The sequence below is a fragment of the Acidimicrobiia bacterium genome (genome assembly GCA_036271555.1).
Classification (GTDB): domain Bacteria; phylum Actinomycetota; class Acidimicrobiia; order IMCC26256; family PALSA-610; genus DATBAK01.
In genome coordinates this window covers 1-16461 of sequence record DATBAK010000074.1, presented here as the reverse complement: position 1 = coordinate 16461, position 16461 = coordinate 1, and the positions used below count along the sequence as shown (strand labels likewise).

Below are 16461 nucleotides of genomic sequence, written 5' to 3'. Positions count from 1 at the left end.
CGCGTGCCGGGGGAAGAGGGCACCACCAGAAGGTGCACGATGGCGGCTTCTCCATCGCCGGCGATCCGAACGGCGACCCGACGTTCCACGATCCCGCCGGAAACGTGGTCGGCAGGAGCCGACCACGCCGACGACCGCCCTCACTGCCGACCCGCGCCGGCCTCGAGATCGAGTCGATACGGGAGCGCCTGCGCGAACTGCGGCGAGAACGGTTGTCTGCGCCCGCGGCCTGACCGCGCGCTCGCGCCGGTATCGTGACGCCATGGCGCGGATCACGGTGAAGGACCACGGCATGGGCGAGCACGTCGACTGGTCGCTCTACCGGCCGAAGATGGCCGTGGGGATGGGGGCGCTGTCCGAGGCCGTCTACGGCAACACGAAGCTGCCGATCCGTGAGCGCGAGGCCGCGCGCTGGACGATCGCGCTCATCAACGACTGCGTCGTCTGCCAGGACACGCGGGCGCGCAACGCGGCCGAAGCCGGTATCGACGAAGGCTTCTACGGCGAGGTTGCGAGCTGGCGCACGAGCGACGCGCTGACCGACCGTGAGCGGCTCGCCGCCGAGTTCGCGGAGCGCTTCGCGATCGACCACCTCGCGATGGACGACGCGTTCTGGATCCGCCTGCGCGGTGCCTTCGCCGACGACGAGATCGCCGACCTCACGATGTGCTGCGGCATGTTCCTCGGGATGGGCCGCACGCTCGCGGTGATCGGCGTGCGCGCACCCGACGAACGCATCCTCGTCTGAACGAGCACGCGTGACCGGCGAAGCCCGCGGGCGCAGCGCGCAGGGCGCCCGGACTCGATCCCGTTCCGCGTCACGGAGCGGCGAGCGCGACCGTAAGAGCGGCGGCGAGCCCAGCGACCGGAAGATCGACGGCGCGCTCGCGGGCGCGCTCGCCGCGGGGGCCGCGCTCGCGGTCGCCGAGCTGATCGCCGGGTTCTTCCACCGTCAGCCGTCGCTCGTCACCGGCGTCGGGCAAGAGGTCATCGACCGCGCGCCGGGCGCGTTCGTGCGCTTCGGCATCGACAAGCTCGGGCACAAGGACAAGCCCACGCTCGTCACCGGCACCGTCGTCGTCAGTCTGCTGATCGGCGCACTCGCCGGTGTCTTCGCGCGCCGGCGCCGCATCGTCGGCGACGTCGTGTTCGTCGCGTTCGCGGTGGTCGGTTGGCTCGCCGCGCTCGATGCCGCGGGCTCGTCGGCCGCCGCGGTCACCGTCGCCGCGATCTTCGCGGGCCTCATCGGTGTGTTCGGTCTGCGCGCGTTGCTCTGGCGCTCGGCCCGACCGGAACCGAAGCGCGTGAACGCGCGCGCGCCGCAGCCGATGTCGACGCGCCGCCGCTTCCTCACGCTGAGCGGCGCGGTCGCGGTGGGCTCGGCGTTCACCGCGCTCATCGGACGCGCGCTGCTCGACACGGTCAGTGTCGCCGCGGCGCGTGCGAAGGTGATCCTGCCGAAGGCCCGGCGCACGGTCGCCCCCATTCCCCGCGACGCGAGCCTCGGCATCGGCGACGTCTCGCCGCTCATCACGCCGAACCGCGACTTCTACCGGATCGACACCGTCCTCTACGTGCCGCAGGTCGATCCCGAGCACTGGACGCTCAAGGTTCACGGTCGCGTCAACCATCCGTACGAGCTCACGTTCGACGACGTGCTGAAGATGCCGATGGTCGAGGAGTACGTCACGTTGCAATGCGTGTCGAACGTCGTCGGTGGCCCCCTCGTCGGTACCGCGAAATGGCTCGGCGTACCGCTGCCGACGCTGCTCGAACGCGCCGACGTGAACCCGGACGCCGACCAGATCGTCGGCCGCTCGGTCGACGACTTCACCGTCGGCTTCCCCACCAAGACCGCGCTCGACGGCCGCACCGCGCTGCTCGCGGTCGGGATGAACGGTGAGCCGCTGCCGACCGTGCACGGCTTTCCCGCGCGCCTGATCATCGCGGGCTTGTACGGCTACGTGTCGGCGACGAAGTGGGTCACCGAGCTCGAGGCGACGAGCTTCGCCGACTACGACGCGTACTGGGTGCCGCGCGGCTGGTCGCAGCAGGGACCGATCAAGACGGAGTCACGCATCGACACGCCGCGCGACAGTCGCACGGTCGCCGCGGGCACGGTACCGATCGCGGGCGTCGCGTGGGCGCCGACGCGCGGCATCGCGCGCGTCGAGGTGCAGATCGATCGGGGCGCGTGGCAGGAAGCCGAGCTTGCCGACGAGATCACGAAGGAAACGTGGAGGCAGTGGGTGTACCGCTGGGACGCGCCGGCCGGACAGCACGAGATCCGCGTGCGCGCGACCGATGGCACCGGCCACACCCAGACCGGCGTCAACGCCGACCCCGCGCCCAACGGTGCCACCGGCTACCACACCATCGTGGTCAGCGTCTCCTGACGGGTGAAGCAGAGACGGCAGGCACCCGGGCCCTCTCGTTCACACGGGGGCAGAATCCGGCGATGAGCGATCACCCCGACCGGCCCCGGATCCTGCCCGTCACCGACGCGGAGCTCGACGCGACCTCGCGCGACCTCCTCGCGGGCGATGGCCTGCGGCTCAACATCTTCCGCACGCTCGTGCGCCATCCGGGGCTGTTCCGCAAGTGGCTGCCCTTCGGCGGGAAGCTCCTCGCGGGCGGGAAGCTCTCGCCGCGCGACCGCGAGCTCGTGATCCTGCGCGCCGCCTTCCGCTGCCGCGCGCGGTACGAGTGGGCGCAGCACGTGGCGATCGCGCGCACCGCGGGTCTCGCCGACGACGAGATCGCGCGCGTCGCCGCGGGACCCGATGCTGCGGGTTGGACCGCCGAGGACGCGGCGCTGCTGCGCGCGGTCGACGAGTTGCACGACCACGACGTGATCGGCGACGCGACCTGGTCGGCGCTCGCGTCGCGGTTCGATACGCGTCAACTCATCGAGATCCCGATGCTCGCGGGCCACTACGCGATGCTCGCCGGCGTCCTCAACTCGCTCGGGGTGCAGCCGGAATCGACGGACCTGCCCGCGCTCGGCGAGGTGTGAGGTGGGCCGGCTCGAAGGGAAGACCGCGATCGTCGTCGGCGCGGGGCAGACGCCGGGCGAGACGATCGGCAACGGCCGCGCCACCGCGCTGCGATTCGCGCAGGAAGGCGCGCGCGTACTGCTCGTCGACCGCGACGGGGAGTCCGCGCGCGAGACGCAGCGCCTCGTCGAGGAGCGCGCGCCCGGGATGGCGACGGTGCTCGTCGCCGACATCGTCGCCGAGGACGCGTGCGTCGAGATCGCGCGGCACGGGCTCGCGGTGCTCGGCGGCCGCATCGACGTGCTGCACAACAATGTCGGCATCGGCGCGGGCGACGGCGGACCAACCTCGCTCACCGTCGACGCATGGGACCGCATCCTCGACACCAACCTCAAGGCCATGTGGCTCACCTGCAAGCACGTCGTGCCGGTGATGCGCGAGCAGGGTGCCGGTGCGATCGTGAACATCTCGTCGGTTGCCGCGATCGCGGGCGTCGGCAACCTCACCGCCTACAAGATCTCGAAGGCGGGCGTGAACGCGCTCACGCAGAGCCTCGCGGTCACGAACGCGCGCTTCGGCATCCGCGTGAACGGGATCATGCCCGGTCTCATCGACACGCCGATGGCTGTGGACGCGTCGGCGCGCGCGAGAGGTGTTGCGCGCGAGGTCGTCGCCGACGCGCGAGCGCGCACCGTGCCGCTCGGTCACCAGGGCACCGCGTGGGACATCGCGAACGCCGCGCTCTACCTCGCCTCCGACGAAGCCGCGTTCGTCACCGGCGTCGTGCTACCGGTCGACGGCGGTCAGAGCGCGAGCGTCGGTTGAGGTTGTGAGTGGCTGAGCCCGCGAGCGGAGCGAGCAGGGCGGTCTTGCTCGGTTCCATCCCGCGTCACGGAGCGGCGAGCGCAGCGAGCGCGACCGTCAATAGATCGCCGGCACGGAGCCGTGGTACTGCGCGTTGCCGAAGCTGAAGATGCCGCCGTCGCGCGCGACGAGCCAGTAGCCGCGGTTCGTTGGTGACGCCTGCATCGCCACGATCGGCTGCAGCAGCTGCAGCGCGCCGGTCGAGCCGTGGAACGTCGCGCTGCCGAACGTGAAGATGCCGCCGTCGCTCGCGACGAGCCAGTAGCCCGCGCCGTCCGGTCCCTGCGTCATCCCGACGACCGGCTCGTTCAGCACCACCGCGCCCATCGAACCGTGGAACTTGGCGCTGCCGAAGCTGAAGACGCCGCCGTCGGACGCGTCGAGCCAGTAGCCCTGGCCGTTCGGACCCGTGGCCATGCCCACGACCGGCTTCACGAGATGCAACGCGCCGGTCGATCCGTAGAAGTGCGCGTCGCCGTACGCGAAGACACCGCCGTCGGACGCGACGAACCAGTAGCCGTGACCGGTCGGCGTCGGTGTCATCCCGACGACCGGCTGGTTCAGGCGGATGTTCCCGGTCGATCCGTAGAAGTGCGCGTCGCCGAACGCGAAGACGCCGCCGTCGGTCGCGACGAGCCAGTAGCCGAGCCCCGTCGGCGACGGCGCGATGCCGACGATGGGTCGCGCGAGGCTCACGCCGCCGAGCGAGCCGTAGTACGCGGCGTCGCCGAACGCGAACACCGCGCCGTCGGACTGCGCGATCCAGTACCCCTTGCCCGAGGGCGTGCGCGCCATGCCGACGATCGGCGCGACGACGGGACGGTCGAGGAAGATCGGCGACCCACCCTCGGTGACGGTCGTCGTGTTGTGCGAGACGTTCGCGCTCGGTGTCTTCTGCGAGAGCCACACGCCGTAGAAGACGTCGGTGATGATGTTGCGCGTCACCGCGGTGCCCGTGATCGGCGCGGTCTCCGACAGCACGAGGATGCCCGTGGTTTGGAAGTCGCCCGCCGCGAAGTCGCCGGGCTCGCCGTTGTTGCCGCTCACCGCGTCGTGGCTCACGTGGTTGGCGGTGATCGTGTTGTCGTTCAGGTCCTGCAACGCGGTGTGGCGTTGGATCATGATCCCGGCCCGACCGTTGTCGTTCGCGGTGTTGTCCTCGAGCCGGTTCAGATACACCGCGGAGCCGGACGGGTCGCCCTCCATGATGATGCCGGCGCCACCGTTGCCGTTCGTCGTGTTGTCCGCGAGCTCGTTCGAGTAGATGCCGCCGAGCGCCGACTGCCGCATGCCCACGTGCTCGCCGCTCGTCACCAGCGCGCGCGGGTTGTTGCCGATGAGCGCGATGCCGTCGCCGCCGCCGTTGCCGTTCGCGATGTTGTGCGAGAGTCCGTTGCCGTGGTTCGGGCCGAGCTCGTCGGTCAGGAGGATGCCGCCGGCGTTGTTCGTCACCGTGTTGTTCTCGAGGGACGCGGCGACCGTGCTGATCAACTGAACGGCCGCTCCGCCGCTCCGTGTGATCGTGCTGCCGGACAGATGGAAGTCGAGGATCGCGGCGGGGATGGTCGCATCGCTCGGCGGTGCCACGAGGATGCCTTGCTGACTCGAGGTGGTCACGTCGAGGTCGAAGACCTGGACGCCGGTCGCGTTGACGACGAGCCCGTGATCCTCATTGGTCGCGTCGATGAGCGCGTGGTGCGCTTCGATCACGAGGGTGTGCAGCCGCGCCGGGACGACGTTGCTCGTGCCGGCCGGATTGTCGGACTCGAGATACGTGCCCGCTGCGATCGAGATCTCGTCACCGCTGACGGCGACCGCGAGCGCGTGACCGAGCGTCTTGCACGGCGACACCTGCACGGTGCACGAGTTCGACGCGTCGGATCCCGTCGTCGCGACATAGCGCGTCGCGCCGACCGCGTGCGCGGCCGGCACGTTGACGACCGCGACGCCGAGCGTCACGAGCGCCGTGCCCGCGATCGTGGCGACGAGGCGCCGCATGTGTTGGACGTGACCGGTCATGACGACCTCCAGATCCCACCGAGCCAGCGCGCGGCTTGGACGCTAGTGCGGAGGTCGCGGTTTCCGACGGCGCGCGCGTTCGCGCGCGCACGATGTCCGGTTCGCGGCGCTACTGCACGACTTCGCTGGTTTGGAGAACCGGTGCGATCGTCGTGAAGTTGGCAACATCGGCCAGTACCGCACCGGTGTCGGGCGAACCCATCGCCGCATTCAGCGCATCCATCGACGCGAACTTGAAGTGCACGGCCGCGACGTAGGGGCCGTTGACGCCCTTGTCGATCTCCGCGCCGTCGAGGCTCCACGCCTTCACCGCGAGCGGCACGTGGGTCGCCTTGTAGTAGTCGTGGTCGAACGTCGCACCGTCGGTCGACGGGTAGAAGACGCTGAGCCGGATCATCGAGACGACCTTTCGTCGGAGCCGAAGCGCGGAGCCTGCCCGGCGCCGCGGTGTGCAGGCAAACGCACGGGCGGGTCGCTTCGCGAGCCGTCGATCAGGACGGCCGACCTGGCGACTGAGGCGTCAGGAGCGGCGAGCGCAGCGAGGCGACCAACAAGCTCAGAGCGATTGATTCGCGGTCTCGAAGAGCCACAGCGCGTAGGTGTGGAGCATGTCGCCCATCTCCTTCGGCGCCTGCCCCGCGCACGCACGTGCGTGCGTGCCCTCGAGCAGGATGCCGAGCTTGTAGCAGGCGAGCACGAAGAACCACGGCATCGCCGACACGTCGCGCCCACTCACCTCGCCGTAGCGCGCGACGAGCTCGGCGCGCGTCGGCATGCCCTCCCACGGCTCGAGCTGCGGCGCCTTGCCCGGCGGGTCGCCGGGCTCGATCCATGCGGTCATGAGCCACGCGAGGTCGAGCAGCGGATCGCCGAGCGTCGACAGCTCCCAGTCGACGATCGCGGCGAGCTTCGGCGCGTCGTGCGCGACCATCACGTTCGCGAACTGATAGTCGCCGTGGATGATCCCGATGTGACAGTCGGCCGGGCGGTTCGCCTCGAGCCAGTCGCCGACGCGGCCGACGTTCGGCAGCTGCGAATCGCCGTAGCCCTCCATCTGCGAGTAGCCGTCGAGCTGCGACCGCCAGCGCGACACCTGACGCTCGAGCCAGTTCTCCGACTTCCCGAAGTCGGAGAGTCCGACCGCGTTCGCGTCGACCGCGCCGAGCTTCGCGGCGCCGTCGACGAGCTCGAACGCGAGCGCGCGTCGCCAGTCGACTTCGGTGCCGTACTTGCCGGGCATCGCGCCCATCGGCGTGAACCCGTCGATCGCGCCCATGACGTAGAAGCACACGCCGATCACGTCGGTGTCGTCGCACGCCGCGTACATCTCGGGGTGCGGAACATCGCTCCCCGCGATCGCGCCGAGGACGCGCGCCTCGCGCAGCATCGTGTCGTTGCTGTTCTTGCGCAGGTGCCGCGGCGGTCGTCGCAGCACCATCCGGCCGCCCCCGTCGCGCGTGAGCAGGAAGATGTTGTTCTGCGACCCGCCCGTGAGCTGCTCGACGCTCGTGACCGGACCGTTCCCGGGCAACGACGGCTGCGTGGCGACCCACTCCTGGAGCCGCGGCCAGTCGAGCAGGCCGTCGAAGTCGGAGAGGTCGCTCATCGGGTGCTCCTCGGTTCAAGCGGTCGGAGAGGTCGGAGGGGTCGGCGCACGGATGTGCGTGCGATCATCGGCACGTGACGGACGATCTCGCGCGCGACGCGCTGCCCGCCGACGCGGTCGGCCTGCTCGAAGGGATCGCGACGACGCGCGCGATCCGCCGCTACACCGACGAGGCGGTCCCCGACGCGGCACTGCGCGCCATGCTCTTCGCGGCGAGTCGCGCGCCGAGCGGTTCGAACCGTCAGCCGTTCCGCTTCGTGGTGCTCACCGACGGCGAGGTCGCGGGCGACGTCAAGGCGCTCATCGGCGCGGCCGCGCGGCGCGCGTGGGGTGCGAAGCGCGAGCGCGACGGCTACGACCGTGGCTCCGGACTCGTCGACGACTCGCCCAAGGCGCGCATGGCGCGCGCGATGCAGGCGTACGTCGACGACTTCGAGCGCGCGCCCGTGCTCGTGCTGCCGTGTCTCGTGCGCTACCGCGAGCCGACGCCGACCGAGGGCGCGTCCGTGTACCCCGCGTGTCAGAACCTGCTGCTCGCGGCGCGCGCGCTCGGATACGGCGGTGTGCTCACGCTCTGGCACGGGCTCGTCGAGGACGAGCTGCGCGCGCGGCTCGGCATCCCCGCGCACGTGTTCATGGCCGCGACGATCACGATCGGCAAGCCCGCCGGGCAGCACGGCCCGGTGCGCCGGCGTCCGATCGACGAGCTCGTGTACGGCGACCACTGGGGCGAGCCGCCCGCGTGGGCGATCGATCCGCCGGGCACCGCGCACACCTCCGCCGGACCGCCGCGTCGCTGAGCACCAACGTTCGGCAGGACCATTTGCCGCGGGAACGACTCCTCGCGTGAGGTGCCTGGAGCGGCGAGCGACCGCGAGGCGGGTATCCCGCCTCGCAGCGAGGGCGACCATCAGAGAAAGGCCTGCTCGTCGAGCAGATGCGCGAACTTCTCGCGCGCCGCGGCCACCCGCGAGGGCAGGTGCTCGCGGGGCCAGAGCCCTTCCTGCGGCTTGTAGCCCTTCAGCACCTGGCGGGCGATCGTCACCTGGTGCACCTCGGTCGGACCGTCGGCGATGCCCATCACGGGCGCCATCGTCCACATGCCGATGAGCGGCATCTCGTTCGACACGCCGAGCGAGCCGTGGAGATGCATGGCGCGCCACACGATGTCCTGGAGCACCTTCGCGGTCGCGACCTTCACGCCCGCGATCTCGAGACGCGCGCGGTGCCCGCCGACCTTCTCGCACGTCCATGCCGCGTGCATCACCTGGAGCCGGAACTGGTGGAGCTGGATCCACGAGTCGGACACGTACTGCTGCACCATCTGCTTTTCGGCGAGGAGTGAGCCCTGCGTCGTGCGCGAGAGCGCGCGTTCGCAGAGCATGTCGAGCGCGCGCTGGCACATGCCGACGGACCGCATCGCGTGGTGGATGCGCCCGCCGCCGAGGCGCGTCTGCGCGATGACGAACGCCTGTCCCTCGCCGCCGAGCACGTGGTCGGCGGGCACGCGCACGTTCTCGTAGCGCACGTACGCGTGCGAGCCGTCGCCCAGGCGCTCGCCACCGATGCCGACGTTGCGCACGATGTTGACACCCGGCGAGTCGGTCGGCACGAGCATCATCGACGCACCCTGGTAGATGGGGACGTCGGGGTCGGTGACGCACATCACGATCGCGAACGCGGCGTAGCGCAGGTTCGACGAGAACCACTTCTCGCCGTTGATCACGTACTCGTCGCCGTCGCGTTCGGCGCGGCACTCGAAGACGCCCGGATCCGCGCCGCCCTGCGGCTCGGTCATCGAGAAGCACGACACGATCTCGCCGTCGAGCAATGGCTGCAGGTACTTCGCCTTCTGCTCGTCGGTGCCGTAGGTCGCGAGGATCTCGGCGTTGCCCGAGTCGGGCGCCTGCGCGCCGAACACCATCGGTGCCCAGCTCGACCGGCCGAGGATCTCGTTGAGCAGCGCGAGCTTGAGCTGACCCTCGCCGGTCCCGCCGAGCTCGCGGTCGAGGTGCCAGGCCCACATGCCCTTCTGCTTCACGACCGCCTGGAGCGGCTTCACCACCTCGCGGTGCACGGGGTGGCTCTTGTCGTAGACGATGTGGTGCGGGAACGCGAGGTCGAGCGGCTCGATCTCGTCGTGCACGAACTCTCGGACCCAGTCGAGCTGCTCCTGGTACTCCGGGTCCGTCGAGAAGTCCCAGCCCATCGTGTCCTCCGCGTCGTCGCTGCTGCGCGCGGAGAAGCTAGCTGACACCGGCGTCAGCTTTCTTGGTCGCACTCGCTGCGAGGCGGGATTCCCGCCTCGCGGGCGCTCGCCGCTCCTGACGCCTCACGCGCCGACTCCTTTCCGCGGGAGCTCGTTCCTCGCAGATCTGCGACGCGCGCGTGAACGTCGCGGACCTCGTCCCACTTCGGCGTCGGCACGTGACCGTCGCCGCGCCGGCGCGTCGCCGCGGGGGAGACGCCGACGAGCTCGTAGAGCGTGTCGGTCGGCTCGACACCGAGCTCGCGCTGCACGAGCGCGCGGTAGCGACGGAACTCGCACAGTGCGTCGGCGCGATTGCCTTCGGCGAGGTGCACGCGGATGACGGTCGCGTTCGCGCGTTCGCGCAACGGTTCGACGTGCACGGCCGACACCGCCGCGAGCATCGCGTGCGCGAAGCGACCCGTCGCGAGCAGCCGTGCGGCGAGCGCTTCGAGCGCGGCGACGCGCAGCTGCCGCCATTCCTCGGCATCGGGCACGACCCATTCGTCGTACCAGTCGGGAAGGACGTCGCACGACAACGCCGCGACCGCGTCGGGATCGAGATCGGTCGCGCGCTCGTCGTCGGCGAGCAGTCGACGCGCGAGCGACTGCGAGGCGCGGAAGTCGACGACGACGTCGGACGCGAGACCGAGCGTGCCGTGCTCGACCGCGAGTGCGTCGCGCGCGCCCGAGTCGAGTCGTGAGAGCGCGGTGCGCAGGCTGGCCGCGGCGCGCTCGTCGTCGGCGTCGGGCCACAGCGAGCCGGCGGCGGTACGGCGCGAAACCGGCTCGACCCGCAGCGCCAGGTACGCGAGCAGGCGCCGGGCCCCCGCCGCGAGCGGGGGGCGCGAGCCGTCGGCCACGGCGAAATCGAATCCGCCGAGGACGGAAACCTGCATCGGCATGCCCTACCACTCTCCGTGAAATATCATGCGCTGACCGGGATTCGTTTCGCGTCGCGAAGCCGCGGGTACCCCCGCAACACGCGCCTGTACGCAGCGGCGGCAGGCAACGGGACGCACCGAGCCGCTCCGAGCGCCGGCCCGAGACCGATCATCGAAGGGGAGCACACCTCCGTGGAGCTTGACCAACCGCGTCCGACCAACGGCCAGAGCCAGAACGGATTGCGCATCTCGCTCCTCGGCCGATTCGAGCTGACCGACGGGTCGGGGATGCCGATGCCCGTCGCGGCCGGCACCCAGCGGCTCCTCGCGCTGCTTGCGTTGCGGGGCCGGGTCGTGCATCGCGCCGCGATCGCCGGTGCGCTGTGGCCCGAGGTCTCCGATCGCCACGCGCTCGCGAGCCTGCGCTCCACGCTCTTGCGTATCCCGAGCGCGGCGCGCGCCGCGGTCGCGGTGACCGACGTCGATCTCACGCTCTCCGACGGCATCACCGTCGACTTCCGTGACGCGCAAACGCTCGCGCATCGTCTCCTCGGCGGACCGAACGCGCTCAACGAGAACGACCTCGCGACCGCATCGATCTCGACGCTCGCCTTCGACCTGCTGCCCGGTTGGACCGACGAGTGGGTCGTGAACGAGGCCGAGGAGTGGCGGCAGCTTCGACTGCACGCCCTCGAGGCGTTGGCGAACCAGCTCGTCTCGCACCACCGCTTCGCCGACGCGACCGCGGCCGCAATGGCCGCGATCCGCGCCGAGCCGCTGCGCGAGAGCGCGCACGCCGCGCTCATTCGCGTGCACCTCGCGGAGAGCAATCAGTCGGAGGCGCGGCGGCAGTTCGATCGGTACCAGAGTCTCCTGCAATCGGAGCTCGGCATCGAGCCGACACCGCGGCTGCGGGAGTTGGTCGGCATTTGATCATGCGTTGACGACGGCCTCGCGTGGCCGCCGTCACGCGGATCGACGGGTCGTGATCGCGCTCGAGCGCGGCACGTCCGGCCTCCCGTCACGGTGATGTGGCGCGCCGGTCACGGCGATCGGCGCACCTTGCGTGAAGACCCGGGTCTCGAACGCCGGGTCGACACGCGTCTCGTGATTCTGCGAGGCCGTCGCCGACCGAAAGACGATCTCCATGTTGCATGCGCGCCGTGCGCTCGTGGTGCTGGCTTCCTTTGTCACCGCCGTCGCCGGGATCCTCCCGGCGGTCGCGCCGACCGCCGCGGGTGCAAACGTCGCCCGTCCGGCCGTCGCCCACCCGGTGGCGCACGCGAGCGCGGTGTCGGCGATCCCGCAGAACGTGCCGTTGCCGACGCTCGGCTACTGGCTCGTCGGGTCGAACGGCAGCGTCTACTCGAACGGCAGCGCCGGCGACCACGGATCCGCGGCGAGCCTGGCGCGGCCGATCGTCGGCATGGCGCCGACCCCGTCGGGCCAGGGCTACTGGATGGTCGGATCCGACGGCGGGATCTTCTCGTTCGGCGACGCCGGGTTCCGAGGATCGACGGGTGCCATCCACCTCGCGCAGCCCATCGTCGGAATCGCGTCGACGCCGTCAGGCCACGGCTACTGGATGGTCGCGTCCGACGGCGGCATCTTCTCGTTCGGCGACGCGAAGTTCCACGGCTCGACCGGCGCGATGCATCTCAACCAGCCGATCGTCGGCATGGCCGCGACGCCTTCCGGAAACGGCTACTGGCTCGTCGCCCGCGACGGCGGCGTCTTCTCGTTCGGCGACGCGACGTTCCACGGCTCCACCGGCGCGATGCACCTCAACCAGCCGATCGTCGGCATGGCCGCGTCCCACTCGGGCAGCGGCTACTGGATGGTCGCGTCCGACGGTGGCGTCTTCAGCTTCGGCGACGCGACGTTCCACGGCTCGACCGGCGCAGTCCATCTCGCGCAGCCGATCGTCGGCATGGCTCCGACGCGCTCGGGCGCCGGTTACTGGTTCGTCGCTCGCGACGGTGGCGTCTTCTCGTTCGGTGACGCGCACTTCTTCGGTTCCGCGGGCAACCAGGGTCTGACGAGCGTCGTCGGCATGGCCGCGTCGAACGCGACCGGCTCGGCCAAGAAGCTCGCCTTCCTCTCGCAGCCGAGCGACGCGACGGGCGGCGTCCCGTTCGCGACGCAACCGGTCGTCGAGATCCAGGACGCGCACGGCAACCTCGTCAGCAGCGACTCGAGCATCGTCACGCTGTCGCTTGCCGGCTTCGGCCCGGCGAGCCCGTCGGCGACCCTGTCCTGCGACGACCTTTCGGTCGCCGCGGTGAACGGCGTCGCGACGTTCTCCGGCTGCGAGATCGACCACACGGGCAGCTTCACGCTCGGCGCGTCCGATGGCTCGCTCAGTCACGCGGTGAGCGAGCCGAACACGATCTCCGTCGGTGAGGCCGTCGCGCTGCGCTATTCCTCCGAGCCGAGTGGTGCCGTCCACGGCGTCGCGCTCGGAGACCAGCCTGTCGTCCGGATCGTCGACGCGGGCGGCAACACCGTCACCGGCAACACGAGCGCGGTCACACTCGCGCTGACGACCCCGGCCGGCGCGACGCTGACCTGTACCACGAACCCGAAGACCGCGGTCGCGGGTGTCGCGACGTTCGCCGGTTGCGCGATCGACAACGCGGGCGCGTACACGCTCACCGCGACCGACGGATCGCTGACGTCGGCCGTCAGTGACAGCGTCGACATCACGGGCGCGGCCGCGAAGCTCGCGCTCACCGTCGAGCCCAGCGCGACGGCGTCCGGCGGCGCGGCATTCGCGACCCAGCCGGTCGTGACGGTCGAGGACACGAACGGTCACCGCATCGTCGCCGACGAGAGCAACGTCACCCTCGCGCTCACATCGGCCGGTGGTGCGACGCTCTCGTGCACCACGAACCCGGTCGGCGCGGTCGCAGGTGTCGCGACGTTCGCGGGCTGCAAGATCGACCACTCCGGTACGTACACGCTCACCGCGACCGACGGCTCGCTCACGACCGCGGTCAGCACGACGATCACCGTGTCGACCGGCGCCGCGTCGCAGCTCGCCTTCACGACGCAGCCTTCGGGCTCGACCGGTGGGACGGCGCTCGGCACGCAGCCCGTCGTCACGGTCGAGGACGCCGGTGGCAACGCGATCACGGGCAGCTCCGCGCCGGTGACGCTCGCGCTCACGACTCCCGGCGGTGCGACGCTCACGTGCACCACGAACCCGGTCAACGCGACGTCGGGCGTCGCGACGTTCGCGGGATGCGACGTCGACCACGCCAACACCTACACGCTGACCGCGGCGTCGTCGGGTCTCACCTCGGCCGTCAGTGACACGTTCACGGTCACTGTCGGCGCGGCGTCGACGCTGGCCTTCACCACGCAGCCCGCGGGCGCGACGGGTGGCACGGCGTTCACGTCGCAGCCGGTCGTCGCCGTGCAGGACCTCGGCGGGAACACCATCACGTCCGACACGAGCAATGTGACGCTCGCGCTCACGTCGGCTGGTGGTGCGACGTTGTCGTGCACGACGAACCCGAACGCTGCCGTCGCGGGTGTCGCGACGTTTGCCGGGTGTGCGATCGACCTCGCAGGCACGTACACGCTGACCGCGACCGACGGCTCGCTCACCTCCGCGGTCAGCGCGTCGATCACGAACGCGGTCGGTGCCGCGTCGCAGCTCACGTTCACGACGCAGCCGGTCGGTGCCGCAGGCGGCGCCGCCTTCGCGACGCAGCCCGTCGTCACCGTGCAGGACGCCGGCGGCAACACCGTCGCAACCGACACGAGCAACGTGACGCTCGCGATCACCACGCCCGCCGGCGCGAACCTCACCTGCACGGCGAACCCGCGCGCGGCGATCGCCGGTGTCGCGACGTTCGCGGCCTGCACGATCGACCGGACCGGCAACTACACGTTGACCGCCAGCGACGGCTCGCTCACCGACGCGGTGAGCTCGTCGCTCGCCGTGACGCCCGGCACCGCGACGCAGCTCGCGTTCACGACCGAGCCGGGCAGCAGCGGCACCGGTGGTACTGCGCTCTCGACGCAGCCGGTCGTCTCGATCGAGGACTCGCTCGGCAACACCGTGACGAGCAACGTCACCGCGGTGACGCTCGCCATCACGACGCCCGCCGGCGCGACGCTCGCGTGCGACACCAACCCGCAGAACGCGGCGTCGGGTGTCGCGACGTTCGCGGGCTGCAACATCGACCAGCCCGGCACGTACACGTTGACCGCGAGCGACGGCTCGCTCGCCGACGCGGTGAGCACGAGCGTCGTCATCACGGTCGGTCCCGCGTCGCAGGTGACGTTCACGACGCAGCCGAGCGGCGCGACCGCCGGCGTGGCGCTCGGGACCCAGCCGGTCGTCACCATCCAGGACGCCGGTGGCAACACGGTCACGTCGGACACGAGCAGCGTCACGCTGGCGCTCACCAACCCGGCCGGCGCGACCCTGACGTGCTCCGCGAGCCCGCTCGCCGCGACCGAGGGAGTCGCGACGTTCGCAGGTTGCAACGTCGACCTGTCGGGCACGTTCTCGTTGACCGCGACCGACGGGCTGTTGAGCGGCGACGTCAGCTCGACGTTCACGATCACCGCGGCGGCCGCGTCGCAGGTCGTGTTCACGACTGCGCCGGGCGCCGGTACCGGTGGCACCGCGTTCACGAACCAGCCCGAGGTTGCGATCGAGGACGCGTTCGGCAACATCGTGCGCAGTGACACGAGCGATGTGACGCTCGCGGTCACGTCGCCGAGCGGTGGGACGTTGTCGTGTGCCACGAACCCGCTGACCGCGGTGGAAGGTGTCGCGACGTTCGCGAACTGCTCGATCGACCACACCGGTGTGTGGACGGTGACCGCGTCCGACGGTTCGCTCACGACCGACAGCACCGACGTCGCGATCGCCGTCGGCGACCCGGCACTGCTGGTGTTCTCGACCCAGCCGTCGAGCGCGACCGGCGGTACTGCGTTCACGACGCAACCGGTCGTGACGGTCGAGGACGCGGGTGGCAACACGGTCACGACGGACAACAGTGCCGTGACCCTGAACCTCACCTCCGCCGGTGGTGCGACCTTGTCGTGCACGACGAACCCGGAGACCGCGGTTTCCGGTGTCGTGACGTTCGCCGGTTGCGCGATCGATCACACCGGCACGTACACGCTGACCGCGACCGACGGCACGTTGACGTCGGCGGTGAGCTCGTCGCTCACCATCACGGTCGGTGGCGCGGCGCAGGTCGCGTTCACGACGCAGCCGTCGGGCTCGACCGGTGGTGCTGCGTTCTCGACGCAGCCGGTGGTCGCGGTGCAGGACGCGGGTGGCAACACGGTCACGACCGATGCGAGCAGTGTGTCGCTCGCGTTGACGTCGGCCGGTGGTGCGACCTTGTCGTGCACGACGAACCCGTTGACCGCGGTTTCCGGTGTGGCGACGTTCGCCGGTTGCGCGATCGATCTCGCGGGCTCGTACACGCTCACCGCGTCCGACGCGTCGTTGGGCACGGACATCAGCTCGTCGGTCACGATCTCGGTCGGCGACCCGGCGCAGGTCGCGTTCACCGCGCAGCCGTCGGGCTCGACCGGTGGGACCGCGTTCGCGACGCAGCCCGAGGTGTCCGTGGAGGATGCGGGTGGCAACGTCGTGACGGGAGACACGAGCGCGGTGACGCTCACGATCACGACCCCGGGCGGTGCGCTGCTGGACTGCGCGGCGAACCCGGTGAACGCGAGCGCGGGTGTCGCGTCGTTCTCCGACTGCGCGATCGACCTGCAGGGCACGTACACGCTCACCGCGACCGACGGTTCGCTACCGACGGTGCAGAGCGATTCGCTCGCCATCACCGTGGGTCAGGCGGCCGC

At 70.6% G+C, this 16461-nt stretch carries 12 protein-coding genes; 7 read left to right on the top strand and 5 right to left on the bottom strand.

The window, feature by feature from the left end; translation table 11 throughout:
* Positions 1–262 precede the first annotated feature (262 nt).
* The 4 genes from VH914_16915 to VH914_16900 all read left to right on the top strand — a co-directional run bounded on the left by VH914_16915 (position 263) and on the right by VH914_16900 (position 3821).
* Entirely contained in the window at positions 263–748 is a 486-nt protein-coding gene (locus VH914_16915) for a carboxymuconolactone decarboxylase family protein (protein HEX4492890.1), read from the top strand.
* Between the two features lie 124 nt (positions 749–872).
* Positions 873–2396, top strand: coding sequence for a molybdopterin-dependent oxidoreductase (locus VH914_16910; GenBank protein HEX4492889.1), 1524 nt, complete (start codon positions 873–875; stop codon positions 2394–2396).
* Between the two features lie 62 nt (positions 2397–2458).
* Positions 2459–3016 (top strand): carboxymuconolactone decarboxylase family protein, encoded by a 558-nt coding sequence (locus VH914_16905; GenBank protein ID HEX4492888.1) that lies wholly within the window; start codon positions 2459–2461, stop codon positions 3014–3016.
* Position 3017: 1 nt separating this feature from the next.
* The gene (locus VH914_16900; GenBank protein ID HEX4492887.1) at positions 3018–3821 is read left to right on the top strand and encodes an SDR family NAD(P)-dependent oxidoreductase; all 804 of its coding nucleotides are present in this window, start codon (positions 3018–3020) and stop codon (positions 3819–3821) included.
* A 96-nt stretch (positions 3822–3917) separates the two neighbouring features.
* On the opposite strand, the gene VH914_16895 is transcribed toward VH914_16900, so the two are convergent.
* The 3 genes from VH914_16895 to VH914_16885 all read right to left on the bottom strand — a co-directional run bounded on the left by VH914_16895 (position 3918) and on the right by VH914_16885 (position 7485).
* A complete protein-coding gene (locus tag VH914_16895) occupies positions 3918–5879 on the bottom strand; it encodes a right-handed parallel beta-helix repeat-containing protein (GenBank protein ID HEX4492886.1) in 1962 nt (653 codons plus the stop codon).
* Between the two features lie 109 nt (positions 5880–5988).
* A complete protein-coding gene (locus VH914_16890) occupies positions 5989–6276 on the bottom strand; it encodes an EthD family reductase (GenBank protein ID HEX4492885.1) in 288 nt (95 codons plus the stop codon).
* Between the two features lie 159 nt (positions 6277–6435).
* Positions 6436–7485, bottom strand: coding sequence for a phosphotransferase family protein (locus tag VH914_16885; GenBank protein HEX4492884.1), 1050 nt, complete (start codon positions 7483–7485; stop codon positions 6436–6438).
* A 74-nt stretch (positions 7486–7559) separates the two neighbouring features.
* On the opposite strand from VH914_16885, the gene VH914_16880 reads away from it, so the two are divergent.
* Entirely contained in the window at positions 7560–8285 is a 726-nt protein-coding gene (locus tag VH914_16880; GenBank protein ID HEX4492883.1) for a nitroreductase family protein, read from the top strand.
* A 110-nt stretch (positions 8286–8395) separates the two neighbouring features.
* Here VH914_16880 and VH914_16875 read toward each other — a convergent pair whose 3' ends face one another.
* Positions 8396–9694: an acyl-CoA dehydrogenase family protein gene (locus VH914_16875; GenBank protein ID HEX4492882.1), complete on the bottom strand. Its 1299-nt coding sequence runs from the start codon at positions 9692–9694 to the stop codon at positions 8396–8398.
* A gap of 53 nt (positions 9695–9747) precedes the next feature.
* Positions 9748–10638, bottom strand: coding sequence for a BTAD domain-containing putative transcriptional regulator (locus VH914_16870; protein HEX4492881.1), 891 nt, complete (start codon positions 10636–10638; stop codon positions 9748–9750).
* 171 nt (positions 10639–10809) lie between these two features.
* Here VH914_16870 and VH914_16865 point away from each other — a divergent pair, with 171 nt between their 5' ends.
* Positions 10810–11550 (top strand): BTAD domain-containing putative transcriptional regulator, encoded by a 741-nt coding sequence (locus VH914_16865; protein HEX4492880.1) that lies wholly within the window; start codon positions 10810–10812, stop codon positions 11548–11550.
* A 214-nt stretch (positions 11551–11764) separates the two neighbouring features.
* On the top strand, positions 11765–16461 hold a 4697-nt coding region (locus tag VH914_16860; protein HEX4492879.1), incomplete at its 3' end, for a hypothetical protein.